Origin of the sequence: Lutibacter sp., assembly GCF_041562875.1 — a bacterium.
Lineage (GTDB): Bacteria > Bacteroidota > Bacteroidia > Flavobacteriales > Flavobacteriaceae > Lutibacter.
Genome location: NZ_JBFFOE010000038.1, coordinates 1 through 26,026, shown reverse-complemented (window position 1 = coordinate 26,026; position 26,026 = coordinate 1). Strand labels below are relative to the sequence as shown.

Here is a 26,026-nt window from a genome sequence, read left to right as displayed (position 1 = left end):
TTGAATTTTGAGGCTGGAATTTCACCTGTTCATTGTCCGATTGGCTTAGATATTGGTGGACACACACCAAAAGAAATTGCCATAAGTGTGGCTGCTGAATTATTGAAAGATTATTATGGGAAATAAGTCCATTTTTGTACTTTTAGCTGGTGGAAAATCGGAAAGAATGGGTGTAGCAAAAGGACTTCTTAAATACAAACAAACTTATTGGATTTTAGAACAACTCAACAGAATTTCAAAAACAACAATTTCAGAAGTATATATTGGATTAGGTTATAATCATCAACATTATTTTGATGCTATTCCTTGGTTTGAAAATGGGCTAGAAAATTTTGTTGATTTTCAAGGAATGAAGATAAAAGTTATTCTTAATAAAAATCCTGAAATGGGTTCTTTTTCAACACTTCAAACTGTTTTAACAGTAATAGATTCAACAAAAAATGTGATCTTAAATCCTATTGATATTCCTTTATTAAATTCAAAAGAATTAACTAAATTAATTTCAACTGAAAATGAAATTGTGATTCCAACATTTGAAGGTAAAAATGGGCATCCTATAAAAATGAGTTGTAAGTTTTGGCAACAGCTACTCCTTCTAAATGTAAATGATGAAACTACAAGATTAGATTACCAAATAAAAAAAATAAGTCCTATTAAAATTTCTAAAATTGAAATTTTAGATAATGCGATTTTGAAAAATTTAAATACCAAAACCGCGTGGATTTCTTTCTTAAATGAAACTCATTAAATACTCATAAACCTTCGGTTAAACGAGATCTTAAATTATCAATCGTACTTATATTAACTTTCATAAATCTAGTAATGCTTTTAATTGAATAATTAAGTCAACTCTTAGTTTAAAACAGATGTAGTTATTTATTATATTCGTTTAAATTTAAGGTTACTGGTTATGAAAGAAATTATAGAAATCCAACGGGAATTTTTTAATAGTAATGCAACTAAAAGTTTTGATTTTAGAATTTCGCAACTAAAAAAGTTTAAAACTTTATTAAAAGAAAATGAAGAGGCAATACACAGTGCTATTTATAAAGATTTTAAAAGATCATCTAAAGAAAATTACATAGCTGAAATAGGTTTAATTTATCATGAAATAAACAATTGCTGTAAAAATTTAAAGAAATGGGGGAAACGGCAAAAAGTTAAAACTAATTTATTAAATATGCCTTCTAAAAGTTATATTATTCCTGAACCTCTTGGAGTAACTTTAATTATTGGTGCTTGGAATTACCCTTATATTTTGATATTTGGTCCAATGGTTGCAGCTATTTCAGCAGGAAATACTGCAGTACTTACACCAAGTGAATTATCTTTAAATACAAGTTCGATTATTGCTAAGCTAATAAATGAAAATTTTGAACCTCGCTTTTTAAAAGTAATTGAAGGGGGAATTGAAGAAACTACTGAATTATTAAATCAAAAATTTGACAAAATATTTTTTACTGGAAGTCCTGCCGTAGGTAAAATTGTATACCAAGCCGCGGCTAAAAATCTTACACCTGTAACTTTAGAACTTGGTGGAAAAAGCCCAGCCATTTTCACAGAAGATTGTAATTTAAAAATTGGAATTAAACGGTTAATATGGGCTAAATTTTTGAATGCAGGACAAACTTGTATAGCGCCCGATTATGTTTTGGTTCATGAATCTCAAAAAGAAAAATTTTTGAAATTAGCAATTACCGAACTTAAAAAATCTCAATATTCAATTGAAAATGATAATTATGTACAAATAATAAATCGTAAAAATACCCAAAGAATTGTTGATTTAATGGATTCATCTAAAATTTATTACGGTGGAAATTTCAATATTGAAACAAGATATATTGAACCAACTTTGATGACAAACATAAATTTTGATGATAAGGTAATGCAAGAAGAAATATTTGGCCCAATTTTACCTATTATTTCATATACTAATTTAGATCAAATGATCGCAAATATTAAATCATTTCCTAAACCTTTAGCACTCTATTTATTTACAAACAATAATTTTATAAAAAATAAAATTTTAAATGAAATTTCATTTGGTGGAGGTGCAGTGAACGATGCTGTAATGCATTTTACAAATAGCAATATGCCATTCGGTGGAGTTGGAAATAGTGGTACTGGTTCATACCATGGAAAATATGGTTTTAATGAATTTTCACATTTTAAAAGTATTTTAGCAAAACCTACTTTCTTTGAGCCTCCGTTAAAATATTCACCTTATTCTAAAACTAAGTTGAATTTTATAAAAAAAATATTTGAATAAAAATAAACTGATTTTTTTTAATGAAACTAATTGAATGCTTCCGGATCTTCAGCTATATGATATCTTGGATCGTCAATATCATTTATAATAACTTTCATAAATTTAGGGTTACTTTTATGAAGTAATATTTTACATTCTTCACTTAAATGTTTTAAATGAATTGTTTTCCCAACAGTTTCATATTTTTCAACAATATTAAAAATAGCTTCCAATGCAGAATGATCACTAATACGTGATTCAATAAAATCTATTTCAACGTTATCCGGATCATTCTTAACATCAAATTTATCATTAAAAGTTGTTATTGATCCAAAAAAAAGTGGTCCCCAAATTTCATAAATTTTTGTACCGTCTTCTCTAAATGATTTTCGTGCTCTAATTCTGGTTGCATTTTCCCAAGAAAAAACCAAGGCACTAACAATAACACCTGCAATTACAGCAATTGCTAAATCGAAAATTACCGTTAAAGCTGAAACCAAAATCAATACAAATAAATCGGTTCTTGGAATTTTATTTGAAATTCTAAAACTACTCCATTCAAAAGTTCCAATAACTACCATAAACATAACTCCTACCAATGCCGCAATTGGAACTCTTTCAATATAAGACGAACCAAATAAAATGAATATCAACAACATTACCGCTGCAACAATCCCAGACAATCTGCCTCTACCACCACCTTTAATATTTATGATAGATTGACCAATCATTGCACAACCACCCATTCCACCAAATAAACCTGTCACTATATTAGCGCTTCCTTGTGCTACACATTCTTTATTTCCGTTCCCACGAGTTTCCGTTAAATCATCAATTAAATTTAAGGTCATTAACGATTCTATTAAACCTATTGCTGCTAAAATTAATGCATACGGTAAAATAAATTTAATTGATTCCCAAGTGAAAGGTACTTTAGAAAAAGTTTCTAAATTTAATGTTGGTAAACCTCCTTTTAACCCTTCTCCGCCTCCATCACTAATAAAAGAACCAACAGTAGCAATATCAAAATTAGATATTATTGCAATAGTACTTACTACTAAAATTGCAATTAAAGCTTCTGGTAATTTTTTTAATTGTTTAATTTTAGGTAACCCCCACATAATTAACATGGTTAAACCAACTAAACCAATCATTAAATACAGTTGCTCACCTTGTAACCAAGCTTTTTCACCATTTATTGTTTTTTTAAACATACCCAACTGAGAAAGAAAGATAACAATCGCTAATCCATTTACAAATCCCATCATTACTGGATGGGGAATTATGCGAACAAATTTTCCTAGTTTTAAAACACCTGCCAAAACCTGAATAATTCCCATTAAAATAACAGTTGCAAACAAATAGTACAATCCTAAATTCTCTTCTGGAGCCCCCATAGCATTTCCTCTGGCAACTAATGTAACCATAACAACTGCCAAAGCACCTGTTGCACCAGAAATCATTCCAGGTCGGCCTCCAAAAATAGAAGTAATTAAACCAACCATAAAGGCTGCATATAATCCAACTAACGGATCAACTCCTGCAACAAAAGCAAAAGCAACAGCTTCAGGGACCAAAGCCAAAGCAACTGTGATACCAGATAATATATCGTTTCTAAAATTTGCAGTTTGCTTTTTAATAAATTCAGTCATAACTATTTACTTTTCAAAAAGTGGCAAAGATAGTTTTTTTTGTTTTAATGAATTTAATGTAAAAACTAGGCGAAATAAAGGTGACAACGTACTTATTTTAAAGCTTTTAAAGGAACAGTAACTTTATATTCTCATAAGTATTTTTTAATGCATCTTCTGTTTCAATTTTATTTTTAAAAACAACTTGTTCAATACCTTCCTCTAACTGAGGAGTTAATTTTTCATTATATGTTGTTTTCATTAAAAACCAATAGGTAATCTTTAAAATTACAGTGTTATTTCGTTCAAAAATGTGAAAAGTAGTATCTAACTCATTTTCAATGCTTAAATTAGTAATTCCACACTCTTCTTCAACTTCTCTAACTGCACATTCTTCAATAGATTCTCCTTTTTCTAATTTGCCTTTTGGTAAATCCCATTTGTTAAAACGATAAATAAAAAGCACTTCATTTTTAAAATTTAAGACCTTGCCTCCTGCTGCCTTTTGAATTTTAAATTGAGATTTAAATAGCTGCCAACAACCTTCTAAATCACTACATAACAGACAAATACCATCAGAATCACCATCTAATAGTTTTTTTATTATTCCAAAAATATCTACAGTTTCAAAAGCTACTTTATTTAAACTTGTTGAAATATTCTTATTTTCTGTCAAAATTATTAGACAGTCATTCACAAAAACTTTATACATTTGCATTATGATTATGAACAAAGATACTGCAAAAAAAACTGCGGAATTGTTATTGCAAATAAAGGCAATTAAACTACAGCCAAACGACCCTTTCACTTGGGCTTCTGGCTGGAAATCGCCTATCTACTGTGACAATAGAACAACACTTTCATTTCCTGAAATAAGAAATTATTTAAGTGAAAATTTGGCTAAAATTATAGAAGTCGAATATGGGAAACCTGATGTAATAGCTGGTGTGGCTACAGGTGCAATTGCCATTGGTGTGTTGGTTGCTCAGCAATTAAATGTGCCATTTATATATGTAAGGCCTGAAGCAAAGGAACATGGTAGAAAAAATCAAATTGAGGGCTTATTAGAAAAAAATAAAAATGTTGTAGTTGTTGAAGATCTAATTAGCACTGGTAAAAGCAGTTTAAATGCAATTAAAGCTTTAAAAGAAGTTGAAGGAACGAATGTAAAAGGAATGGTTGCTATTTTCTCGTATGGTTTTGATATTGCAACAAAAAACTTTAAAAAAGCTAATGTTAGTTTAAATACATTAAGTAATTATGATTATTTATTAGAACAATCACTTGATAGTAATTATATTTCAGAAAAAGAATTAGAAACACTTAAACAATGGAGAGAAAATCCAAGTGAATGGAAACCTTCAATTTAATACCAAATTTATGAACTTAGAAAGTAAAAAAACAGTTATTAATAAATCTCAAAAAGAATTTTTTGAATTTTTAAGCAACTTGCAAAATTTTGAACAATTAATGCCTGAAAATACTGATAAATTTGAAGTTGATGGTGAATCATTTTTATTCAGTTTAAAAGGGATGCCAGAAATTAGATTGGTAGTGAAAGAAAAACAAGAATTCGACAAAATTATTTTAGGTGCTGCAAGTAGTAAATTAAATTTTTCTTTAACCGCAATTATCAATACAGTTTCTGAGAATAGCTGTGAAGCTCAATTATTATTTGATGGTGAATTTAATGCTATGATGGCTATGATGGTTAAAAGCCCACTTCAAAAATTTATTGATACACTAACAAATAACGCAGGAAAATTATAACAAAAGACAACCTATTTAAAGACTCGCAAATTTAATTTCTTTCAAGTTAAATTTGTGAGTTTTTTCATTTTCAAATTCAACTACTAATTTCCCATCTTCAAAAACATCTACTATTTTCCCTAAAAAAACAGTTCCAATTTTATCTTCAAACATGGTAGGTTTATTGAATTGATAAAGTGATTCTAAATATAAAACTTTTAGTTGCTTAAATTCATTTCTTTCAATATATCCAACAAAGTAACGAATAGAAGTAATTATTTCAGCTAATAATAAATCATTGTCAAAATTAATTCCTGAAATCATTTTTAATGAAGTAGCTCTACCTATACTATTAGAAAAAACTTGTTGATTTACATTTAAACCTATTCCAACAATAGATTGTTTAATAAAATTACCACTCAAAACATTTTCAATTAATATTCCAGCTAGTTTGTCTTTACCTGCCAAAATGTCGTTTGGCCATTTTATAGCAATTGGAGTTTTAACATTCATTTTAACACTATTTAATACCGCTAAAGAAACAGCCATACTCAAGTAAAATTGATCTTGAACTTTAAAGGTTTTGAAATTAATTAAAACGCTGAATGTTAGATTTTTACCATTGTCAGAAACCCAAGTAGTTCCCATCTGACCTCTACCCTCAGTTTGGTGTTCAGCAATAACAACTGTATAACTTTCAATAAATGATTTTACAGCAAGCCCCTTGAGGTAAGAATTTGTAGAATCAATGGCATTAAGTTTGATTATATTCATAAAAAGTTGATAAATTTAACAAAGTTACATAAAATCAAATTTGTTATAAAAAAATAATAACTTTGCAACAAAATTAAAAAAAAATTAATGTCAAAAAAAAATATAAACGCAGACGATTCAATAGCAGCAATTTTAAAAGCAATAGATGATGTAAAAGGCGTAGATGTCCAAATTTTAGATTTGAGAGAAATTGAAAATACCGTTTGTGATTATTTTATAATATGCTCTGGTACTTCAAATACTCATGTGAATGCTATTTCTGGTATTGTACAAAAACAAGTTAGCAAAGCAACAAAAGATAAGCCTTGGCATGTTGAAGGTGAAGGTAATGCTGAATGGATTTTATTGGACTATGTAAACATTGTTGTTCATGTTTTTCAAAAGCATATACGTGATTATTATGATATTGAAAGCCTTTGGGGTGATGCCAAAATCACAACAATATCTTCAACAATTTAAGAATTTTACAAAATCATTGAAATAAAAAAATAGATGAGTCAAGATAAAAAAAACACGCCAAAACCTAAAAATATAAAAACTCCTAAATTTAATTTTTACTGGATTTACGGAATTGTTTTTGCATTATTTATAGGGTATCAGTTTTTAAACAGTGATAATTTAGGTTCAAAAAAATTAAGTCAAAATGAGTTTAAAGCCATTCTGTCTGAAAATGATATTGAAAAAATAATTATTGTAAATAGAAGTGTTGCTGAAATTTTTATTAAAAGTGAAGCTTCTGAAAAAGAACAACATAAAAAAAATAAAGGCTCTTTATACTCTGCTAATTCACCAATGTATAATTATTCATTTGGTGATTTACAAAACTTCGAAAAAGAGTTAAGCGCTGATAAACAGACGTATGATTTAGATTTTGATGTTAAGAATGAAGAAAAAACCAATATTTTAGATCAACTATTTATGTACTTACCTTTTATATTTTTAATTGGTTTGTGGATTTATTTTATGAAAAGAATGTCAGGTGGTGGTTCTGGAGGTGGAGGACAAATTTTTAGTATCGGAAAATCAAAAGCTAAATTATTTGACCAAGATCAAAAAATAAAAATTTCTTTTAAAGATGTAGCTGGCTTAGAAGGTGCAAAAGAAGAAGTACAAGAAATTGTAGATTTCTTAAAAAGCCCAGACAAATATACCTCACTTGGTGGTAAAATTCCAAAAGGAGCATTGTTAGTTGGTCCTCCTGGTACAGGAAAAACTTTATTAGCAAAAGCAGTTGCAGGAGAAGCAAACGTACCTTTTTTCTCACTTTCAGGATCAGATTTTGTTGAAATGTTTGTAGGAGTTGGGGCTTCACGTGTTAGAGATTTATTTAAACAAGCACAATTAAAGTCACCTTCAATTATTTTTATTGATGAAATAGATGCAGTTGGTAGATCCCGTGGAAAAAATAATATTACAGGAGGAAATGATGAACGCGAAAATACACTGAACCAGTTATTAACAGAAATGGATGGTTTTGGTACAGATACTAATGTAATTGTTATTGCCGCTACTAACCGTGCAGATGTTTTGGATAAAGCATTACTTCGTGCAGGACGTTTTGATCGTCAAATTTATGTAGATTTACCTAATTTAACGGAAAGAGCTGAGATTTTTAAAGTGCATTTAAAACCTTTAAAACTTAGTAAAGATGTTGATGTGGAATTTTTATCACAACAAACGCCTGGTTTTTCAGGTGCTGATATTGCAAATTTATGTAATGAAGCTGCTTTAATTGCTGCTAGAAAAAGTAAAAAAGCAGTACATCATGAAGACTTTTTAGATGCCGTTGACAGAATTGTTGGAGGACTTGAAAAGAAAAATAAAATAATAACACCTAGAGAAAAGAAAACTATTGCTTTTCACGAAGCTGGTCATGCAACTGCTAGTTGGATGCTAGAACACGCTGCTCCACTTGTAAAAGTTACCATTGTTCCTAGAGGACAATCATTAGGGGCTGCTTGGTATTTACCTGAAGAACGCCAAATAGTACAAACTGAACAAATGTTAGATGAAATGTGTGCTACACTTGCAGGTAGAGCCGCTGAAAAACTAATGTTTAATAAAATCTCTACTGGAGCGTTAAATGATCTTGAAAAAATAACCCGCCAAGCAAGGGCTATGGTTACTGTTTATGGGTTAAACGATAAAATTGGTAATATTACCTATTACGACTCTTCTGGGCAATCGGAATACAATTTCACAAAACCTTATAGTGAAGATACTGCCCAAATTATTGATAAAGAAATTTCAGAAATTATTGAAACTCAATATCAAAGAGCAATTCAAATTTTAAGTGACAATAAAGATAAATTAATAACGTTAGCTGAGTTATTATTAAAAAAAGAAGTGATTTTCAAAAATGATTTAGAAGTGATTTTTGGAAAAAGAGCTTTTGATGATAAAGCACCAGAAGTTATTGAAAAATTAAGTAAAACGGTTAGTGAAGTTATACCTGAAGAATCAAATATTGAAAATTCATCAGAAACACAAGAGTAAATTCATATCTTTTTTATAATTTTGAATATATTCAAAACAGCTAATGAGTTTTTTTAAAAAATTATTTAATACCCCAAAAGATAAAGAAATTGAAGAGCAAAATTTAGATTTAGAATCATTACCTCTTGATCAAATTTTTGTTCAAAATTTCATTAAAAATAACGGCAAATTCCTCTATTGCACAACTTTAGAGGAAGTTACTGAAAATTTATCAAATATAATTCAAGAAAATTATTGGGATACTTTAATCTGTAATGACAATGATTTATTTAAACTCACCAAAACTCTTTCTGTAAAAACTAAAGATACATTTGACAATACGTTGCCTTTTTTCACAAGTTGTGAACACTTAATAGCTGAGAATGGCAGTATTTTATTTTCTTCCAATCAGTTAAAAGAATGTAAAATAGCTGAATTATCCGAAAACTTTATAGTTTATGCAACTACAAGTCAGTTTGTAAAAACAAATGGAGATAGTTTAACTGGAATTAAAACACGTTACCAAGGAAATATTCCAAGTAATATTAGCGCTATTAAAAATTACAATCCAAATTCTAAAGAAATTGATTTTATGAATTATGGAAATACAAATGCAAAAAACTTATATTTGCTTTTATTCGAAGACTTATAATTTATGACAAACTTTATAAAACGCGCACTTTCAGGAGTTATATTTGCTGGTGTTTTAATATTTTCAATTCTCTATAGTAAAATTTCATTTATTACTCTTTTTTTTATACTAATGATCTTTTGCCTTTACGAATTTAAAAAAATGATTCAATTAAAAAGTATATTTCCATACTTAATTGGAACATTACTTTTTATTTTTGTAAATATTATGGGGTTTGAGGATATCCCAAAGAAAATGATCTTTGAATATGTAGGCGTTGCATTATTTTTAACCATTTTCATATCATTTGCTTCCATTCTATTCGCAAAAAAAGAAGAAGTCATAAGTCATTTAGGTAAAATATTTTTATCAATAATATACATCGTAGTCCCATTTACGTTAATCGTTAAAATTCCTTTTTTAAATACTACCTTTAATTATGTGAATACAACAATATTAGGTGTATTTCTTTTAATTTGGACAAATGACACTTTTGCCTATTTAGTAGGTAAAAATTTTGGGAAACATAAACTCCTAGAACGTATTTCTCCAAATAAAACAATTGAAGGGTTTATTGGAGGAATGTTTTTTACCTTCACTCTAAGTTATTTTTTAGCTCAACAATTTACAACCCTTTCATTAGTACAATGGATTGTAATTGCTGGAATTGTTAGTATATTTGGGGTGTTGGGAGATTTAATTGAATCTATGTTTAAACGTCAAGCTGGAGTAAAAGATAGCAGTAATTTTATTCCTGGACATGGTGGATTTTTAGATCGATTTGATAGTGTTATTTTTGCTGCACCGTTTATATTTATTTACTTACAATTTGTACAATAATTATGTTTCATAAAGAAGGCTATAAGCTAATTTTAATTTCTACATTTATTCTAGGCACTGGAATTATTTTAATTGATAATTTCATAGGTATTGTCTGGTTAAATAAATTACTAGCTTGTATTTTATTAGTATTTTACATTATAATTTTACAATTTTTCAGAAACCCAAAAAGGAGTACTGCAATAAATGACCATCATATTATTGCGCCAGTTGACGGAAAAGTAGTTGTTATTGAAGAAGTTTTTGAAAAGGAATATTTTAAGGATAAACGTTTACAAGTTTCTATATTTATGTCTCCTTTAAATGTGCACGTAACAAGGTATCCAACTAGTGGATTAATAAAATATAGTAAATATCACCCAGGAAAATATTTAGTAGCTTGGCATCCTAAAGCATCTGAAGAAAATGAGCGCACAACAATTGTTATAGAAAACGAAACAGTGGGTGAAATTCTTTATCGACAAATTGCAGGTGCACTTGCAAAACGAATTGTAAACTATGCAAAGCCAAATGAAATAGCAATTCAAGGTAATGATGCAGGTTTTATTAAATTTGGGTCTCGTGTAGATTTATTTTTACCTTTAGACGCAAAAATTAACGTAAAACTAAATGACAAAGTACGAGGTGGGGAAAAAATAATAGCCACATTGTAATTTTTTTAATTTTTAATTAATGAATACAAAATTAAATATTGAATTTGAAGAGGCTTATGCCTTTGCTTCTCAAACAACTATAAAACTTCCACCAGATATAATGCTTGCCTTTTATGCTTATTATAAACAAGCAACAAAAGGAAATAATTACCAAAAACCATCAGGTGATATTCAATTAAGAAATTCATTTAAATTAAATGCTTGGTTTCAATTAAGTCATTTATCAATAGATGAAGCAAAACAAGAATATATAAATCTTGTCAATAAACATTTAAAATAAAAATTAGCAATTATGAGAAAAATTTATACACTTAGCTTACTATTATTAGTAATAACAACTATTTCTTCTTGTAAAAAGAATGAAAAAAAAGAAGCAAAACAAGTTGAAAAAGGCTATACTGTTGAAGAAAAGACAACAACAATAAATTGGATTGCTTATAAAACAACTAGCAAAGTACCTGTTAAAGGGCAATTCACTAAAGTTAATATTAAAAATGCAAAAACCTCCTCTACAGCTATAGAAGCGTTAAACGGATTAAAATTTAATATTCCTGTGAGTAGTTTATTCACAAAAGATACCATTAGAGATGCTAAATTAAAAAAATTCTTTTTTGGTTCTATGAAAAATACTGAAGTAATTTCTGGTTCAATAAATATGATTAATGAAACATCAGGCTCTGTTGAATTAACCATGAATGGGATTTCTCAAACACTACCAATAACATATGTAATTAGTGATCAAATGGCCACTATTGAAGCAGTAATGAACTTAGATAATTGGCAAGCACAATTAGCTATAGAAGCGTTAAATACAGTTTGCAAAGATTTGCATTCTGGAGATGATGGTATTTCAAAAACTTGGAGTGAAGTTAAAATTGAAGTTGCTACCTATCTGAAATATGAATAAATAATATTAGGTATATACCTATATATATTTAGATGTAAAATAAAAAAAGAGAAGTATCTTAATCCGTTCAAGTTCACCTATGGAAAAAGATGTATCATTTAATTTAAAACCAAGTTGCATTTAACTTAAAAATTTTAGGCGCTATTAAATAAAAATTAGAACATTAAAGCACCTATTAATAAAAAACCCTCTCAACTTGGGGTTGGAGAGGGAAAATTGCTATGAAAAAGATGTAGGTTTATAACCTACATGACAAAAGTAACCTATATTACATGCATAGGATATGACAAAAATCAATAAATCTAATATTTATTTTAGAAAGTATAAAAAAAGCCTCCATAAATGGAAGCTTTTAACTTTTGTGAGCAATAACCTTTAAAAAGAAGGGTTAAAAAAAACTCAACTATAAATATTACTTTGCTCTAATTATTTATAAACTCTCTATACACATTGCAATACCCATTCCCCCACCAATACAAAGTGTAGCCAATCCTTTTTTAGATTCTCTTCGTTTCATTTCATGAAGTAATGTTGTTAAAATTCTTGTTCCACTTGCTCCAATAGGATGACCTATTGCAATAGCTCCTCCATTAACATTTGTTATTTCTGTATTTAAATCAAGTTCTTTGATAACTGATAATGCTTGTGCTGCGAAAGCTTCGTTTGCTTCAATTAAATCTAAATCTTCTTTTTCCCAACCCGCTTTGTTTAACGCTTTTATGACTGCTTCAACAGGTCCAATTCCCATTATTGAAGGATCGGTACCATGATATGCGTAAGAAATAATTTTAGCCATTGGTTTTAAATTGTATTTTTCAACAGCTTCTTTACTTGCTACTATAATAGCAGCAGCACCATCATTAATCCCTGAAGCATTTGCTGCAGTAACTGTTCCATCTTTTTTAAATGCTGGTCTAACTTTTGATAAAGACTCAACTGTAACACCTCGTCTTACAAACTCATCAGTATCAAAAATGATAGGATCTTTTCCTCGTTGAGGAATTTCTATTGGTACAATTTCATCAACAAATTTACCTTCTATAATTGCTTTTTCAGCTTTATTTTGAGAATTAGCTGCTAATTCATCTTGTTCTTCTCTTGTTAAATTATACTTGTCAACTAAATTTTCAGCTGTAATACCCATATGATAATCATTAAACACATCCCATAAACCATCATTTATCATAGTGTCTACAATTTGCCCATTCCCCATTTTATAACCTTCACGAGCTTTTGGCAAAATATACGGGGACATAGACATATTTTCAGTACCCCCAGCAATTACTATTTCTGCATCACCAGCCTTAATAGCTTGTGCTGCCATTGCAACGGTTCTAAGCCCAGAACCACAAACCATATTAATAGTCATTGCAGTTTTATCATTTGGTATTCCTGCTCCAATAGCGATTTGACGTGCAACATTTTGACCTTGACCCGCAGTTAATACTGAGCCCATAAGCACATCATCAACTTCTTTTCCTTCAAGGTTATTTCTTTTTAAAAGTTCTTTTACAACAACGGTTCCTAGTTCCACTGCAGTGATTTTAGAAAGTGAACCTCCAAAATTTCCAACTGCAGTTCTAACTGCATCAATTATATATACTTCTTTCATTTTACTAATTTTTTATTATTTTTTCATTTAAAACTGACAATCTCTATTTCATACCTCTTTCATGCATTTTCTCCACAATGAAAGAAGCTACATTTTCTGGGTAAGTTCCTCTACCAAAACCTGCATCGTAACCAAGTTCAAGTGCTAATTTATTTCCTATTCTTGGCCCACCTGCACAAACAACCATTTTAGACCGTAACCCTTCCGCTTCCAATAATTCAATAAATTCAGTTAAATTTTGAATGTGAACCTCTTTTTGAGTTACAATTTGTGAAATTAAAATAGCATCTGCTTTTAATTCAACTGCCTTTTTAATCAATTCTTCATTTGGAATTTGAGCCCCAAGATTGTGTGCTTCAATCATTGGATATCTTTCTAAGCCATAATGTTGATCGAATCCTTTCATATTCATAATTGCATCAATACCAACAGTATGTGCATCTGTACCTGAACAAGCACCAACAACTACAATTTTTCTTTCAATATTTTCTTTGATAAAATTGTTTACACCATAAAAATCTAGAGATTTCTCAACCTCTTCAACAACTACTTTATCATAATCAATACTAATATCTGTTTTTCCATACACAACAAAAAATGTAAATTCATCAGAAAGCGGGTTTGAGTGAACCACCTCAACTTCTTTAAAACCTAATTTTTTTGTATATATAATTGCTGCTTCATCTGCTTTTGCACAATGTGCAACAGGTAAAGTGAATGACAATTGAACAGCTCCATCATTTAATGTATCTCCGTAAGGTCTTATCATCATAACTAGTTTCCTTTTACAATATTTAATTCATTTTCAAGATAGGTGTAGAATGGATTGTAATAATCTGCTGCTTTTTCAGCAACTCCTTCTAAACCTTTACCTCCATTTTTTGGTCTACTTACTTCTGCAAACATTTTACTTTCAATAGCATTAAACAAGTTAGTTTTATTTATCTCTTCAAGAAACTCAATGGTTTCGTCTAGTACAACTTTTGCTCTAGTTTGCATAATACCATCTTTTTTATATTCAATATCATCAGAAAAATCTGCAATATTATTTAATACATATTTTGCATTCGCAACACCTAAAAAACGGTCTTGCATAAATGGAGTATGAATGGCTTCTGTTAACATTCCAAGCAATAAAATTCCTTGATTTGTAGATTTTGCAATAAAATTAAATAAAGTATTCATTGCTAGACCTTTAAAAATATCTCCTGTCATATATTTTGTGGGAGGCATATATTTCAATGGTGCTTCAGGGAATATTTCACTTGCCATTTGTGCCTGTGCCATTTCTAAAAGAAAACCATTTTTAATATCTGGATTCATTTCAAAAGCGTGACCTAATCCCATTAATTTAGCAGGCAAACCTGATTCGTATGCAAATCTTTCATTAATAAACTGAGATGCAGTAACCGTATAAGCCTTTTCAACAGCATCTGAAGTAGTCAAATAATTATCTTCACCTGAGTTGATTACAATTCCTGCGAAAGAGTTAATCATTCTTGAAAACTTTTGATCAACAAAAGTTCTGTACATATTAATATCTCTAAACAGAATTCCGTACATAGAATCATTAAGCATCATATCCAATCTTTCCAAAGCTCCCATTACTGCAATTTCTGGCATACATAAACCTGAGCAGTAATTTACCAATCTGATGTATTTTCCAATTTCATCACCTGTTTCATCTAATGCTTTACGCATTATTTTGAAATTTTCTTGGGTTGCATACGTACCTCCGAAACCTTCTGTTGTAGGGCCATAAGGAACAAAATCCAATAAACTTTGACCTGTGGTTCTAATAACAGCAATAATATCTGCTCCTTGTTTTGCTGCAGCTTGTGCTTGCTTCACATCTTCATAAATATTACCCGTTGCAACAATAAGATACAATAGCGGAGAATTTTCTTTCTCTTTATACTTATGTACCTTTTCCTCTCGGAAGGCAACATTTGCTTTCACTTTTGAAGCAAAATTTTCAACTAACTCTTGTGCTTTATCTTCAATAAAAGAAAAATCAACAAAATCTAGTTTGGTAATATTTAGTCCATTGCTAATTTCTTTATTTAGTTCATCAGAACTTAGCCCTTTTTTAAGCAAAGCATTAATATAATACTTAGTAGCTCCATAGCAAAGGTTATCTCCAATTTGGTCAACAACCTTATTTGGAATTGGCACACCATTGGAATCAACACCATCAGCACCCATCATTCTAAGTGTTGTTCTTTCTATGGCAACTGTTGTATTCTTTTCTATATATTCCTGCACGGGTGCAGAAATTTGTTTTGAAAGTTCTCGAGCTTTCGCAATCTTATTCGTGTCGAGATTTAATTTTGATTTAGTCATAATTCCCTCTTAAATACTCTTTTGTATATGTAATAATTTCCTCATTTAATCCTAATATATCTGCAATTTTTATCGCATCATATGTACTATCATTATTATCTGTTTTTATAATTTCATAACGCATAAAAGTATTAATCAGCCTAATTCTTTCTCGCAATGAATATTGTTTTTCTTTATTATAATATTTTTCATATTCGGAATAATCCAATCCTTTCATTTTATAAAAAGACACATTTTCAAATTCAGGCAATTCCATAAAATGAGTTGATACAAAGCTACTCAAAGTCACTTTCTGAGAAAAACTTTTCAGCATTGCAGCAATAATAGCTTTTGCTTCGATTGAATTTGTTGTTTTTGCAAACTCATCAATTAATAAAAGCGTGTTTTTATCAAAATCTTTTATCGCTTCAGTAAGATTGTGAATCTCAAATCCAAAACTACTTAACCCTTCAACTTTTTCAGAAAGGTCTTCTCCTATGTAATGAATCTTCTCGAAAACTGATGTTTTAAATTTTTCAGCAGGAACCCAAAACCCCATTTGCGTTAAGACCTGCATAAAACCAATGGTTTTTAAAAGCATTGTTTTACCTCCCATATTGGAGCCTGTTATAACACAGGTTTTATTTTTAAATTCAGTATTTAAAGGTGTGTAAATTTCACCTAGTTTGGCACATTTGTTTGCAAGTGGTAAATAATACCCATTTTTAACTTCAATAGCTTCTTTTATATTCCCTAAAACAGGAGGATTCATTTTATAGCTAATAGCCAATCTTGCTTTCGCAAATAGCGTATCAAGCATTTCTAGCTTTTGAAGATATTCTTTTAAAGTTTCTTTCTCTGCTAAAATTTTACTAGATATTTTTTCAAGAACATCTTGTTCAAACAACTGTTCTTCGGTTAATAAAACTTCTTTCTTTTCATGTAACTCGAAATATCCCTTCGGAAGAATTGGTTTTATTAGTAAAGAATTTTTGTCATATACTTCCTTATAAACAAGATTTGAATTAAGATTAATTGTTTGACTTTCTTCTACTACAATAAAATCTCGAAATCTAAAATCGAGATTGTGCTCTTTTAAAATCTCACTAAATCTTTCATTCTTAATCTCAACTAAATTTTGATTTATTTCAGCTAATTTTTTTCGATTTCCCTCAAGGTCTTTACTATATGAAGCATTTAAATAAAAGGATTCGTTATTTGCACCATCTAGAGATAAAAAACTCAACAATTCATTTGATGAGAAGTTGATTTGTAAATCTTCTTTAATTATATCATTTAAAAGATTAACAATATTCTTATAATTAACCAGTAATTTTTTTACTAGAAATATGTCTGCAGAATCGAATAATTTTCTTTCTAATGAATTTAATAAAGAAATTTTCTTGAAATGATTTTCAATCTTAACATATATAATAGGTTTTTCATTGATAAAAGTTACAATTTTCCCTATTGAAATATGAATAGATGAAAGCAACTTAGTATCTGTAAAGACATGGTATTTATTTTTATTCTGTAACCCATAAGGAGTTAAAGGAGCATACTCCGAATAGAATGTATTGAATTCTATAAATTGTATGATTTCTTTAATTTTCATATGGATTGTATAAAATTGTTTCTTCTATATTGTGTTGTTTTAATATTTTCTTAAAATCTTCTTTTTTTATATCCTTTAGAATTACAACAAAAGAGATTAGTTGATATGGAATTTTATACGCAATTTCAAACTTTCTTGTCAACTCCAAAATTTGAGAAAAATCCAAAAATATTTTTGTAAAATCATTTAATACTAGAATATCACAGTTTTCAGGAATTGATAAAAGCTTAGAGGCTGTTAAAGCTCCTTTAATTTCAAAAACATTCTTAGTTTCAACGTCCAAAATATCGTCAACACTTTTAAATTTACTTATTAATGCTATTGTTTTAAATTTGTTGATATCCGAATTAATACTCTTATGATCTAATTTAATAATGTAATAAAAATTACTATTTTTAATTGAAGCCACTTGTGTTGCTCTACTCGCAGCTCCATCAATTATAATCGTTTTTATTTGTTCTTCATTTTTTAGATATTCAATTATCTCTGTTATTTGTTTATTATCTTCCGCACCAACAAGTTCAATAGTTCCACTTCTTAATGTTTTGGCTAAAACAAGCCTTCCTAATACTGTTTTGTATGGAAACACGTGAAAAATATCAAACAGAGCATCACTTTTGTTAATCATTAAATTAGAAGTGATTACAAAATCTCCAATTTCAGTATAAATCTTTGGCTTAGGAGTATCATAAATTAAATCACTTGTTTCACCATCAATTCCAATTGTAAAAAAAGTAGGATTCACAACTTTTCTAACTTGCTTTAGAGCATAATTTAGAAAAGTTGTTTTACCTGCATTCTTTTTATTACCTACTAAGAATGTTATTTTGTTAACCAATTGATTTGTAATAGCACTTTTCATTTGAATGTGGACAGTATCTAATACTTTATTTTAGGTGTTGTCTATTTTTTCTTTTCAGATTTTCAGGTTGAAGAGAAAATCCATCATTATTTAATAACATGGCTACACCATCTTTAGCAGGTAAATTCTCATCTTTACAGAACTCACAATTTTCAGAATCATGCTCGATTCCGTTTGTTGGTTGAGTATATGTTGTAATGACACCCTCGTAATTTCTTAATACCACTCTCTTCTCATTTTGAGATATTAAATAATCTGGCATAACAGGAATTTTACCTCCACCACCAGGCGCATCAACTACAAAAGTTGGAACTGCTAAACCAGAAGTATGTCCTCGTAAATTTTCAATAATTTCAATCCCTTTAGAAACAGTAGTTCTAAAGTGTGAAATTCCTTCAGAAAGGTCACATTGATAAATATAATAAGGTCTTACACGAATTCTTAGTATCTCGTGCATTAACTTTTTCATAATATTAGAGCAATCATTAATTCCTCTAAGTAATACTGATTGATTTCCAACATTAACTCCTGCATTTGCCAATCTTTCACAAGCAATTTTAGCCTCTTCAGTTACTTCTTTTGGGTGATTAAAATGCGTATTCACATATATTGGATGATGCTTTTTAATCATTTCACAAAATTCATCTGTAATTCTTTGAGGAAGCACCACAGGCATTCTACTACCAATTCGAATAATTTCAATATGGTCTATTTTTCTTAACTCACCAAGAATATAATCTAAACGCTCATCAGTTAAAATTAAAGGGTCACCACCAGAAACAACTATATCTCTAAGTTGAGGTGTATTTCTTATATACTCAAAAGCTTGTTCTAAATGGTCTTTAGCTACTTTCTCACTAGAATCACCAACTACTCTTCTTCGTGTACAATGACGACAATACATAGAACATTCGTTTGTAACCAGCAATAAAGCTCTGTCTGGATAACGATGTGTAAGTCCTGGAGCAGGAGAATCTACATCTTCATGTAGTGGGTCGTCCAAATCAGAAGGCGCAATAAACAACTCATTAAGAACAGGAACTGCTAGCATTCTTACAGGACAATTTCTATCTTCCTTATCCATTAAAGCAGCATAATATGGCGTAATTGCCATTTTGAACTTACTTAAAGTACTTGAAAGATTATCCTTTTCTTCGTCTGTTAATTTTATAACTTTTTCCAATGTAGGAATGTCTCTAATGGCATGTCTTAATTGCCATCTCCAATCGTTCCAATCTTCATCAGGAACCTCCTTAAATAAAGGAATATGTTTATAGGGTACTTTTTTATATTCTTTTTTCATTTTCTTAAAATTTAACTAGATAAAATAATTTATGAAGCATATAGGCTTTCATATAAATCTCTTATACCCTTGTCCTCTCTTAATATATTTAGAGTTATTTCAGCGTGACCTAATGCATAGCCATTTCCAACAATCATGTCAATATCTTTACCAACTCCCTCAGCACCTAAAGCTGCTTTTGTAAATGAAGTAGCCATACTAAAGAAATACACTACACCTCTATCTTTACACATCAAAATTGAACTCATTTCTGTGTTTTGAATGTTTACATTATTGATAACAACATCGGCAAGTTTATCATTTGTCACTTTAGAAACTGCTTCATAACAGCTAAGTGCATTTGTTGCATCAAGTTTCAAGATTTCGTCACAGATATTTAGTTTTTTTAAAGCTTCCAAACCTTTATCGCTATAATCAACACCTATTACTTTTCCTGTGACACCAGCTCTTCTTTTAGCTTCGTAACAACAAAGAATACCTGATTTACCACTTGCTCCAATAATAACAACTGTATCACCTGATTTTACCAATCGTGCAGTTTGAGCTGGCGCACCACATACATCAAGTACGGCTAATGCTAAAGCATCTGGCATGTCTATTGGTAATTTTGAGTATAATCCTGTTTCAAACAATATAGCTTTTGCTTTTACAATTACTTGGTCAATGTTTGCTTTTACCTCAATAATTTCTTCAATTTTAAGAGGTGTCAACGACAACGAAACAAGACTTGCTATTCTGTCTCCAACTTTAAGATTAATTTTATCTTCTAGGGCATCTCCAATTTTTATCACGGTACCAATAAACATACCACCAGATCCCGTAATAGGATTTTTCATTTTTCCTTGGGTTGCAACAATGTTTAAAATAATCTCTTTGATTTTTTCAACATCACCACCTGCTTGTTCTTTTATTTGTGTAAAACTCGCTGAATCGATATTTAAAATATCAACATCTACCAAGATTTCATTGTCATAAATTTCAGCAACATTATTATCAACCTTTGTTGCAGGTTGTGGAAGTACTCCTTTAGGTTCTAAAACCCTATGAATTCCATATTTATTTCCTTTTTTCATTATAGTATTATTAAATCAGAAAGCGTTTATCGTTTCTTCAATCCTAAAATTTCTCTTGCTTCAGCAGGAGTAGCTATTTCACGACCTAGCTCTTTTGCTAATCTCACTACTTTTTCTACTAACTCTCCATTGGATTTTGTTAGCACTCCTTTAGATATATATAAATTATCTTCTAAACCAACTCTAACATGACCTCCATCAATAATGGCTGCAGTTGCTAATGGAAATTCAAATCTTCCAACTCCCGCAACAGTATATGTTGCATCAGCAGGAATACTGTTTCTTAAGAAAACAAAATCTCTTAAAGTTCCAGAAATACCACCATTAACACCCATCACAAAATCAAAATGCATTGGGGACTTTATAAATCCTTTTTTATGAAGACGTAAAGCCATATCAATCATAGATTTATCAAATACTTCAAGTTCTGGCTTGATATTATTTTCAATCATTCGCTGACCAAAATATTTGATCGTATTTTCTGTATTTTCAAATATTTCATCACCACCAAAATTTAAAGTACCACAATCTAATGTTGCCATTTCTGGGTATAATTCAGTAGGTTGTAATCTTTCGTCATTGGTCATACCTACGGCTCCGCCAGTTGAAGGCTGAATAATTGCGTCAGGACATTCAACCCTAATAGCATCCATTACCTCCTTAAAACGATTTTTATCTTGGGTAGGTGTTCCATCATCTTTACGAACGTGCAAATGAATAATACTTGCACCTGCTTTGTAGGCTAAACTAGCTTCACGAACACATTCTTCAATTGTATAAGGAACTACAGGATTATGCTCTTTAGTAACTTCTGCACCAGAAATGGCTGCTGTAATTATTAATTTTTCCATAGTAAATTTATTTACGCTGATTCGCTTTTGGAGTAACACAGGTTCCTGTGGCTCTGCAAACAACTATTGGTTCTTCTAAAAAATCACAAGCTGAATCAGAAATATCAGGTCGTGGTGCAATTACTTTTCTAGCTTCAAATTTCATTCTTCTACTAGAATTTCCTTCTTCAATAATCTCACCAACAGCTTCAATATAATCACCAGCATAAACAGGAGCCATAAATTCTACCATATCGTATGCTTTGAATAATCCTTCGTCACCATCTCTTAAAATAAGAAGTTCTGTAGCAACATCTCCAAATAATTGAAGCATTCTTGCTCCATCTACTAAATTTCCCCCATAATGAGCATCATGTGAACTCATTCGTAATCTAATTGTTGATTTTAACATATTATTATATTTTGTTAAATTTATGTTTTGATTTTTATATTTTTAATTTAAATACACTTTTAGTGATTTTAAAGCAAATTTAATTCTATTTTTTGTATTAATAACAATAAGAAGCTCTGTAATTATTAAATAAAAAGATAAATATTAATAAAAATTTTCGTGATAATAAATAACCTAAATATGTGTTTCCTGATAAATTTAATTATAGCACCGTTTTACACTTTTAAAGCCAAATTTTAAATAGTAAATAAGCTATTGTTTTAAGTGAAAATGTAAAACATAAACCTAGATTTAAGCAAATAGGTATTATTCTGTTTCTATAAAGACTTAAGAAACAACATGATAATTGAAGTGTCAGTTACTTCAAATCTTCGTACTCTTTCGTACAATAATTTATAGGCAAACATCATGTTTTTAAATAATTAATCATCCAAAATTAATTAGTTAATTTAATAAATGATATGACAAATATCACAAGTTTTAATTATAAAAAATAAAAAAACCCTCTCTAACAATGTTGGAGAGGGAAAATTGCTATGAAAAAGATGTAGGTTTAGAACCTACATGACAAATGTAACATATATTACATAAGTAAAATGTGACAAAAATCAATAAATCAACTATTTTTTAAAAAGGATAAAAAAATCCTACTATTTCTTGCAAGATTACTTTGGTAGGCAATGAGAAATTTTATACAGATGAATTCTCAATATTCATTGAATTTAATAAAAGCCCCATTGGCTTTATAAAATTAAATACGTTGATGTATTTTATTTTTTATAGAATAAGCAAAAATATTACCTCCTGAATCAAAGTATTCAGTTCTATCAAATAAACTATTGTACTTTTCACTATAACGCTGTTGTTTCACATTATCATTCATCTTTCTAAAATTCAATAAATTACTTTAAAAAATTCATTTTTTTAAAACGGAGTTTCAATACTCCTTCTAAATAAATGTTGAATAAAATTAATTTTATATTATGAAGCCAAATTTAAATCCCAGAACTAAATTCTAAAATGATTATTCTCACAATAAAATTTATTTTAAATGATTTAGATTAGGAATAAGAAATTATGTACAAAGAAATTTAAACAACCATAATATTATTTTAGAGTAATTTTCATGAATATTTTCTTCTTTTTCAGTAAACAAAAAAATAAAATCTGCTAAATATAACGCATAAAAAAATCCTACAATTTCCAGTAGGATTTTACTTTGGTGAGCAATAGAATATATAAATTGACTATAATCCTATGAACATGTATTCATTAAAGTTTTTTTAATTAGAAGCACTTAGTATCCTGTTTCAAATTAATTAGTACAGTCTCAGCTGAACTTGCAGTTACTTCTTGACAGTATAAATTATTTTTTAATATCCCTGTTTGAAAAACCATTTGAACATAGTAGGTTTTTCCAGCCTGAGTATTTATTTTTATAGGTTCAGCTCTCTTTTTGGGGTTCTTTCCTGCAAATTGAACTGTAAATATGTGTTCTCCACTATCTACTTCATGAATTGAATATCTTTTATTATTTAAATTACAAACAAACTCTTCATCTATGAAAGCTTTAAAAGCACTTGCACTACCTGCGAATCCTGTTGAACGAATAAAGTATACTTGAGCTTTACCTGATGCTATTTCTGGAGTAGTATTTTTTTTGCTATGATTATTTGAGCTGGAATCCATTTGATTAAAAGATTCTATTTCACCATTTTCAAAAACTATTACCTTTATTTCATCTCTGTTTATTTCGTAATCTGGACCATTTAAATTTGTGAACTTTTTGTATTTAACATAAGATGAACCAATTTCTGTAACTTTTGCACTTACCTTTTCTCCATCTCCTTTAACAATTGTATCTTGGGCATTAGCAAAAAGAATAGAAATCAGTAAGAAAATAGATAATATTAATTTTTTCATATAATATATATTAATTTTTCCCATATTAATATGGCTTTTGGGTTTAGCCTCGTTTTTCTATGTGGTTTCTGAACTCCACTAAATAACCCAACAAAAAATATCACGGAGATTTATTCTTTATAATTTAATAAAATGGAATCGAAGCAATCTTTTTATATGGTTTTAAACAATATTTAAAATTAAGTAGTTTATTTAAGAAATAGGATGATTTTTATCATAAGTCCAAATTTACCATCAATTAAGAATTTTACATTACGAAAAATTTGTCATGCTTAAAAAAAATAGTAAAATTTAGATAAGACATTCTTAAATAAAAAATCACTCCCATATTGGAGGCCCTAAATTGCTATGAAAAAGTGCTGGAAAAATTACTTACAAATTAAATATAGTAAATTTATTTATTCAATTTAGTATTTAATTACACCATCAGCTCAATAACCTTCTGTTGTACAACCTTACCATAACTATATTTAAATGTTAACCGATAGCTAATTGAGCATTTATTTTGTTTGTTTATTCATGCTTTCTGCAATAAAAATAATATTCTTATTTTAATATTATTCATAGTTTTAGTTTTTTTTAAGAAAAATGGCACACCTAATTGCATCCCTATTTTGTGGGTTTTCATAGTTAGTTTTTATTAATAAGTTGATGATTTTAGAATGCAACCCCAAGGTTAAAATGCAACCTAATCATATACCTTTTTTGTAGATGATTTGTAAATTATTAAGAAATTCTTAAAAATAGAAAGTGTAGTAAAATAAGTAGTTTGTTAAATATAAGGCATAAAAAAAGCCTCCATTTCTGGAAGCTTTTAGTTCTAATTAAATATCTAAAATTTATTCTGTAATAACTAATTCTATAGTTCCTGCACTAGCTATTTCATTTAAATTTACAGTAATGTCCTCAGACTCATAAGATGCATACCCTTCTTGTTCAATTTCAACTTCATAATCAACAGTTGGCAAGCCTTCAAATATAAAATACCCATTAGTGATTGTAGTTGTTGTTGCATAAGCCTCATCTCCTTCAAGAGCATCAGCCTTAAATAACTTTACTGAAACACCTTCTAAAACTACAGCTCCTTCAACATCATCATCAGTTTTATCTCCAGTTACTATTCCTTCTATACTTCCTGTTTTTGCTTCTGCTTCAACTCTAATTACAGGCTTTAAAATATACTTGTCAGACCCTGTTTTTACAATTGATTTTTGAACATCCCAATCCAAAATAAATGTATATGAAAACCCAGATTTTAACTCTTCATTTAAATTTAACTTCAATCCAGATTGCTGTGCACTTGGTGTTTCTAGTGGAAATGTTTCTCCATCTACTTCTGTTTCACCTTCTATCATAAGAGTATTACCATCTCCTAACACTAGTCTAATTTGTTTTAAAGTGCCAGCTGGAATAATTTCATCTGACAATACCAGATTAACACCACCTACAAGGTCTGTTAAATCAACTTCTTGAGGCCCTGTAAAACTCTCAAAACTTTTCCATCCTTCTTCATCTTCTGAATTGTTGTATTGAACATCAACAATATTAACATTAACCTTCAAGTAATCACCTGGCAAATCAACTAATTTCAATTGAACTCTAGCTGTATTATCCAAATCATCATTATTACAACTTTGAACAAATATCATTGAAAGTGCTACCACTGCTATTGTAAAAATTCTTTTTAACATCATTTTCTTATTTTTTAATTAAGTGACAAATTTAGACCTATTTTATTAGAGCCTACTTCTTTTTTTCAAAGTTTAAATTAACTCTTTTTTTATATAATAATTTAAACAACAAAAACCCTACCATAAAAATGAAAATAATTTATTTTTTACAAAAAGGTTTATAAAAACAAAAAAAAACCTACAATTTATAGTAGGATTTACTTTGGTGGGCAATAATTATTTTTTTTATTAAAGTTTATTCAGTACACCACTTCTCAGCTTCAATACTATTTTTAAATATTTTAAATTTCCAATTTGTACTTTTCATTGTTTTAAAATATAGGGTCTAACATAAAGTTTAGGCAAACACTCACGGAAGTTACATTTGAACCTTTCCATGCAATCTTAAAACTCATGTTTAGATAAAATTAATTTTAAATAAAAAAAGCTTCCAAAAAATGGAAGCTTTTAACTCTGGTGGGCAATGAGGGATTCG

At 29.2% G+C, this 26,026-nt stretch carries 27 protein-coding genes; 12 read left to right on the top strand and 15 right to left on the bottom strand.

The features are described 5' to 3' along the window. From ABY863_RS07285 to ABY863_RS07275, 3 genes are all read left to right on the top strand, one after another. Entirely contained in the window at window positions 1-126 is a 126-nt protein-coding gene (locus ABY863_RS07285) for an XdhC family protein (protein ID WP_372793601.1), read from the top strand. Continuing rightward, on the top strand, window positions 116-748 hold the full coding sequence (locus tag ABY863_RS07280; RefSeq protein WP_372793600.1) for an NTP transferase domain-containing protein: 633 nt from the start codon (window positions 116-118) through the stop codon (window positions 746-748). The genes ABY863_RS07285 and ABY863_RS07280 overlap by 11 nt, the downstream gene beginning before the upstream one ends. Before the next feature lie 162 nt (window positions 749-910). Continuing rightward, window positions 911-2,269, top strand: a complete 1,359-nt coding sequence (locus ABY863_RS07275) for an aldehyde dehydrogenase (RefSeq protein ID WP_372793599.1) — start codon at window positions 911-913, stop codon at window positions 2,267-2,269. 26 nt (window positions 2,270-2,295) lie between these two features. On the opposite strand, the gene ABY863_RS07270 is transcribed toward ABY863_RS07275, so the two are convergent. Together ABY863_RS07270 and ABY863_RS07265 are read right to left on the bottom strand one after the other, a co-directional pair. After that, a complete protein-coding gene (locus ABY863_RS07270; RefSeq protein ID WP_372793598.1) occupies window positions 2,296-3,900 on the bottom strand; it encodes a SulP family inorganic anion transporter in 1,605 nt (534 codons plus the stop codon). Window positions 3,901-4,006: 106 nt separating this feature from the next. After that, window positions 4,007-4,555 carry an NUDIX hydrolase gene (locus ABY863_RS07265; protein WP_372793597.1) on the bottom strand — a complete coding sequence of 183 codons (549 nt, stop codon included), beginning with the start codon at window positions 4,553-4,555 and terminating at the stop codon, window positions 4,007-4,009. 43 nt (window positions 4,556-4,598) lie between these two features. Here ABY863_RS07265 and pyrE point away from each other — a divergent pair, with 43 nt between their 5' ends. Both pyrE and ABY863_RS07255 read left to right on the top strand, forming a co-directional pair. After that, window positions 4,599-5,249 (top strand): orotate phosphoribosyltransferase, encoded by a 651-nt coding sequence (gene pyrE / locus ABY863_RS07260; RefSeq protein ID WP_372793596.1) that lies wholly within the window; start codon window positions 4,599-4,601, stop codon window positions 5,247-5,249. Window positions 5,250-5,259: 10 nt separating this feature from the next. Continuing rightward, window positions 5,260-5,649 (top strand): SRPBCC family protein, encoded by a 390-nt coding sequence (locus tag ABY863_RS07255; protein WP_372793595.1) that lies wholly within the window; start codon window positions 5,260-5,262, stop codon window positions 5,647-5,649. Between the two features lie 15 nt (window positions 5,650-5,664). Here the strand turns inward: ABY863_RS07255 and ABY863_RS07250 are convergent, their stop codons facing one another. After that, window positions 5,665-6,402, bottom strand: a complete 738-nt coding sequence (locus ABY863_RS07250) for a biotin--[acetyl-CoA-carboxylase] ligase (RefSeq protein WP_372793594.1) — start codon at window positions 6,400-6,402, stop codon at window positions 5,665-5,667. Between the two features lie 87 nt (window positions 6,403-6,489). Between ABY863_RS07250 and rsfS the strand changes: the two genes are divergently transcribed. The 7 genes from rsfS to ABY863_RS07215 are packed head-to-tail and all read left to right on the top strand — an operon-like array spanning window position 6,490 to window position 11,908. Beyond that, the gene (rsfS, locus tag ABY863_RS07245) at window positions 6,490-6,861 is read left to right on the top strand and encodes a ribosome silencing factor (RefSeq protein WP_372793593.1); all 372 of its coding nucleotides are present in this window, start codon (window positions 6,490-6,492) and stop codon (window positions 6,859-6,861) included. Window positions 6,862-6,894: 33 nt separating this feature from the next. Then, window positions 6,895-8,898, top strand: a complete 2,004-nt coding sequence (gene ftsH, locus ABY863_RS07240; protein WP_372793592.1) for an ATP-dependent zinc metalloprotease FtsH — start codon at window positions 6,895-6,897, stop codon at window positions 8,896-8,898. 43 nt (window positions 8,899-8,941) lie between these two features. Next, window positions 8,942-9,529 (top strand): hypothetical protein, encoded by a 588-nt coding sequence (locus ABY863_RS07235; RefSeq protein WP_372793591.1) that lies wholly within the window; start codon window positions 8,942-8,944, stop codon window positions 9,527-9,529. A 3-nt stretch (window positions 9,530-9,532) separates the two neighbouring features. Next, complete coding sequence (locus ABY863_RS07230; protein WP_372793590.1) at window positions 9,533-10,348, top strand: phosphatidate cytidylyltransferase; 816 nt, start codon at window positions 9,533-9,535, stop codon at window positions 10,346-10,348. 2 nt (window positions 10,349-10,350) lie between these two features. After that, window positions 10,351-11,001, top strand: a complete 651-nt coding sequence (locus ABY863_RS07225) for a phosphatidylserine decarboxylase family protein (RefSeq protein ID WP_372793589.1) — start codon at window positions 10,351-10,353, stop codon at window positions 10,999-11,001. 19 nt (window positions 11,002-11,020) lie between these two features. Beyond that, complete coding sequence (locus ABY863_RS07220) at window positions 11,021-11,281, top strand: acyl-CoA-binding protein (protein ID WP_372793588.1); 261 nt, start codon at window positions 11,021-11,023, stop codon at window positions 11,279-11,281. Between the two features lie 12 nt (window positions 11,282-11,293). Then, window positions 11,294-11,908 carry a YceI family protein gene (locus ABY863_RS07215; protein WP_372793587.1) on the top strand — a complete coding sequence of 205 codons (615 nt, stop codon included), beginning with the start codon at window positions 11,294-11,296 and terminating at the stop codon, window positions 11,906-11,908. A gap of 430 nt (window positions 11,909-12,338) precedes the next feature. Here the strand turns inward: ABY863_RS07215 and ABY863_RS07210 are convergent, their stop codons facing one another. The 12 genes from ABY863_RS07210 to ABY863_RS07155 all read right to left on the bottom strand — a co-directional run bounded on the left by ABY863_RS07210 (window position 12,339) and on the right by ABY863_RS07155 (window position 25,554). Continuing rightward, window positions 12,339-13,520, bottom strand: a complete 1,182-nt coding sequence (locus tag ABY863_RS07210; RefSeq protein WP_372793586.1) for an acetyl-CoA C-acetyltransferase — start codon at window positions 13,518-13,520, stop codon at window positions 12,339-12,341. 43 nt (window positions 13,521-13,563) lie between these two features. After that, a complete protein-coding gene (locus tag ABY863_RS07205; RefSeq protein ID WP_372793585.1) occupies window positions 13,564-14,292 on the bottom strand; it encodes an OAM dimerization domain-containing protein in 729 nt (242 codons plus the stop codon). Between the two features lie 2 nt (window positions 14,293-14,294). Beyond that, window positions 14,295-15,863 (bottom strand): lysine 5,6-aminomutase subunit alpha, encoded by a 1,569-nt coding sequence (locus ABY863_RS07200; RefSeq protein ID WP_372793584.1) that lies wholly within the window; start codon window positions 15,861-15,863, stop codon window positions 14,295-14,297. Beyond that, the gene (locus ABY863_RS07195; RefSeq protein WP_372793583.1) at window positions 15,856-17,457 is read right to left on the bottom strand and encodes a hypothetical protein; all 1,602 of its coding nucleotides are present in this window, start codon (window positions 17,455-17,457) and stop codon (window positions 15,856-15,858) included. The genes ABY863_RS07200 and ABY863_RS07195 overlap by 8 nt, the downstream gene beginning before the upstream one ends. Continuing rightward, complete coding sequence (locus tag ABY863_RS07190) at window positions 17,447-18,319, bottom strand: hypothetical protein (protein ID WP_372793582.1); 873 nt, start codon at window positions 18,317-18,319, stop codon at window positions 17,447-17,449. The genes ABY863_RS07195 and ABY863_RS07190 overlap by 11 nt, the downstream gene beginning before the upstream one ends. Before the next feature lie 25 nt (window positions 18,320-18,344). Further along, on the bottom strand, window positions 18,345-19,622 hold the full coding sequence (gene ablA, locus ABY863_RS07185) for a lysine 2,3-aminomutase (protein ID WP_372793581.1): 1,278 nt from the start codon (window positions 19,620-19,622) through the stop codon (window positions 18,345-18,347). 29 nt (window positions 19,623-19,651) lie between these two features. Further along, window positions 19,652-20,695 carry an L-erythro-3,5-diaminohexanoate dehydrogenase gene (locus tag ABY863_RS07180; RefSeq protein WP_372793580.1) on the bottom strand — a complete coding sequence of 348 codons (1,044 nt, stop codon included), beginning with the start codon at window positions 20,693-20,695 and terminating at the stop codon, window positions 19,652-19,654. 26 nt (window positions 20,696-20,721) lie between these two features. After that, complete coding sequence (locus tag ABY863_RS07175) at window positions 20,722-21,546, bottom strand: 3-keto-5-aminohexanoate cleavage protein (protein ID WP_372793579.1); 825 nt, start codon at window positions 21,544-21,546, stop codon at window positions 20,722-20,724. Between the two features lie 7 nt (window positions 21,547-21,553). Further along, a complete protein-coding gene (locus ABY863_RS07170) occupies window positions 21,554-21,937 on the bottom strand; it encodes a hotdog fold domain-containing protein (protein WP_299524079.1) in 384 nt (127 codons plus the stop codon). A 751-nt stretch (window positions 21,938-22,688) separates the two neighbouring features. Further along, complete coding sequence (locus tag ABY863_RS07165; protein WP_372793578.1) at window positions 22,689-22,835, bottom strand: hypothetical protein; 147 nt, start codon at window positions 22,833-22,835, stop codon at window positions 22,689-22,691. 389 nt (window positions 22,836-23,224) lie between these two features. Continuing rightward, window positions 23,225-23,860 (bottom strand): DUF2846 domain-containing protein, encoded by a 636-nt coding sequence (locus ABY863_RS07160; RefSeq protein WP_372793577.1) that lies wholly within the window; start codon window positions 23,858-23,860, stop codon window positions 23,225-23,227. 839 nt (window positions 23,861-24,699) lie between these two features. Then, on the bottom strand, window positions 24,700-25,554 hold the full coding sequence (locus ABY863_RS07155) for a DUF4382 domain-containing protein (protein WP_372793576.1): 855 nt from the start codon (window positions 25,552-25,554) through the stop codon (window positions 24,700-24,702). Between the last annotated feature and the right edge of the window lie 472 nt (window positions 25,555-26,026).

What these genes read in the sequence shown, in the direction of transcription:
- ABY863_RS07250 (WP_372793594.1), bottom strand. Translation starts at nt 6,402, where the DNA reads ATGAATATAATCAAACTTAATGCCATTGATTCTACAAATTCTTACCTC.
- ABY863_RS07195 (WP_372793583.1), bottom strand. Translation starts at nt 17,457, where the DNA reads ATGAAAATTAAAGAAATCATACAATTTATAGAATTCAATACATTCTAT.
- rsfS (WP_372793593.1), top strand. Translation starts at nt 6,490, where the DNA reads ATGTCAAAAAAAAATATAAACGCAGACGATTCAATAGCAGCAATTTTA.
- ABY863_RS07200 (WP_372793584.1), bottom strand. Translation starts at nt 15,863, where the DNA reads ATGACTAAATCAAAATTAAATCTCGACACGAATAAGATTGCGAAAGCT.
- ABY863_RS07170 (WP_299524079.1), bottom strand. Translation starts at nt 21,937, where the DNA reads ATGTTAAAATCAACAATTAGATTACGAATGAGTTCACATGATGCTCAT.
- ABY863_RS07270 (WP_372793598.1), bottom strand. Translation starts at nt 3,900, where the DNA reads ATGACTGAATTTATTAAAAAGCAAACTGCAAATTTTAGAAACGATATA.
- ABY863_RS07225 (WP_372793589.1), top strand. Translation starts at nt 10,351, where the DNA reads ATGTTTCATAAAGAAGGCTATAAGCTAATTTTAATTTCTACATTTATT.
- ABY863_RS07175 (WP_372793579.1), bottom strand. Translation starts at nt 21,546, where the DNA reads ATGGAAAAATTAATAATTACAGCAGCCATTTCTGGTGCAGAAGTTACT.
- ABY863_RS07155 (WP_372793576.1), bottom strand. Translation starts at nt 25,554, where the DNA reads ATGATGTTAAAAAGAATTTTTACAATAGCAGTGGTAGCACTTTCAATG.
- ABY863_RS07280 (WP_372793600.1), top strand. Translation starts at nt 116, where the DNA reads ATGGGAAATAAGTCCATTTTTGTACTTTTAGCTGGTGGAAAATCGGAA.
- ABY863_RS07190 (WP_372793582.1), bottom strand. Translation starts at nt 18,319, where the DNA reads ATGAAAAGTGCTATTACAAATCAATTGGTTAACAAAATAACATTCTTA.
- pyrE (WP_372793596.1), top strand. Translation starts at nt 4,599, where the DNA reads ATGATTATGAACAAAGATACTGCAAAAAAAACTGCGGAATTGTTATTG.
- ABY863_RS07160 (WP_372793577.1), bottom strand. Translation starts at nt 23,860, where the DNA reads ATGAAAAAATTAATATTATCTATTTTCTTACTGATTTCTATTCTTTTT.
- ABY863_RS07220 (WP_372793588.1), top strand. Translation starts at nt 11,021, where the DNA reads ATGAATACAAAATTAAATATTGAATTTGAAGAGGCTTATGCCTTTGCT.
- ABY863_RS07205 (WP_372793585.1), bottom strand. Translation starts at nt 14,292, where the DNA reads ATGATGATAAGACCTTACGGAGATACATTAAATGATGGAGCTGTTCAA.
- ABY863_RS07275 (WP_372793599.1), top strand. Translation starts at nt 911, where the DNA reads ATGAAAGAAATTATAGAAATCCAACGGGAATTTTTTAATAGTAATGCA.
- ABY863_RS07215 (WP_372793587.1), top strand. Translation starts at nt 11,294, where the DNA reads ATGAGAAAAATTTATACACTTAGCTTACTATTATTAGTAATAACAACT.
- ABY863_RS07210 (WP_372793586.1), bottom strand. Translation starts at nt 13,520, where the DNA reads ATGAAAGAAGTATATATAATTGATGCAGTTAGAACTGCAGTTGGAAAT.
- ablA (WP_372793581.1), bottom strand. Translation starts at nt 19,622, where the DNA reads ATGAAAAAAGAATATAAAAAAGTACCCTATAAACATATTCCTTTATTT.
- ABY863_RS07230 (WP_372793590.1), top strand. Translation starts at nt 9,533, where the DNA reads ATGACAAACTTTATAAAACGCGCACTTTCAGGAGTTATATTTGCTGGT.
- ABY863_RS07235 (WP_372793591.1), top strand. Translation starts at nt 8,942, where the DNA reads ATGAGTTTTTTTAAAAAATTATTTAATACCCCAAAAGATAAAGAAATT.
- ABY863_RS07255 (WP_372793595.1), top strand. Translation starts at nt 5,260, where the DNA reads ATGAACTTAGAAAGTAAAAAAACAGTTATTAATAAATCTCAAAAAGAA.
- ABY863_RS07180 (WP_372793580.1), bottom strand. Translation starts at nt 20,695, where the DNA reads ATGAAAAAAGGAAATAAATATGGAATTCATAGGGTTTTAGAACCTAAA.
- ftsH (WP_372793592.1), top strand. Translation starts at nt 6,895, where the DNA reads ATGAGTCAAGATAAAAAAAACACGCCAAAACCTAAAAATATAAAAACT.